This window comes from Erwinia sp. PME.40.26/001 (genome assembly GCF_055556675.1).
The window spans coordinates 1-277 of the sequence record NZ_JBVHNP010000131.1; the positions used below are offsets into that span (position 1 = coordinate 1).

The window sequence follows — 277 nt, forward strand, 5'->3', positions numbered from 1 at the left end:
GCTCGTGCAGCAGCAGGGCATCCACTTCTTCCCGCTTCAAGGCCATGGCCGCCTGTTCGATGCTCTCGAACGGACCCAGCAACTGCAGCGGACGCCCCAGGCGCTGCAGCAGGCCGGGTTTGTCCAGGCGCTGCGCCAGGGTGGAGCCGATCACGGCCAGCCGCCATTGCCCCTGCACCGCTTCCGGTGGCGTCGGGCGCGCTGCGTGCAGTTCCGCGTGGGTGGCCGCCACTTGCTGCAACTGATCCATATCCAGTCCGGCCAGGCTGCCGATGGC

Annotated in this window: 1 protein-coding gene; it reads right to left on the minus strand. The window is 69.0% G+C overall.

Translation table 11 applies throughout. From position 1 onward, the window contains the following. On the minus strand, positions 1 to 250 hold a 250-nt coding region (locus ACZ3HG_RS23525), incomplete at its 3' end, for a hypothetical protein (RefSeq protein ID WP_465334764.1). Between the last annotated feature and the right edge of the window lie 27 nt (positions 251 to 277).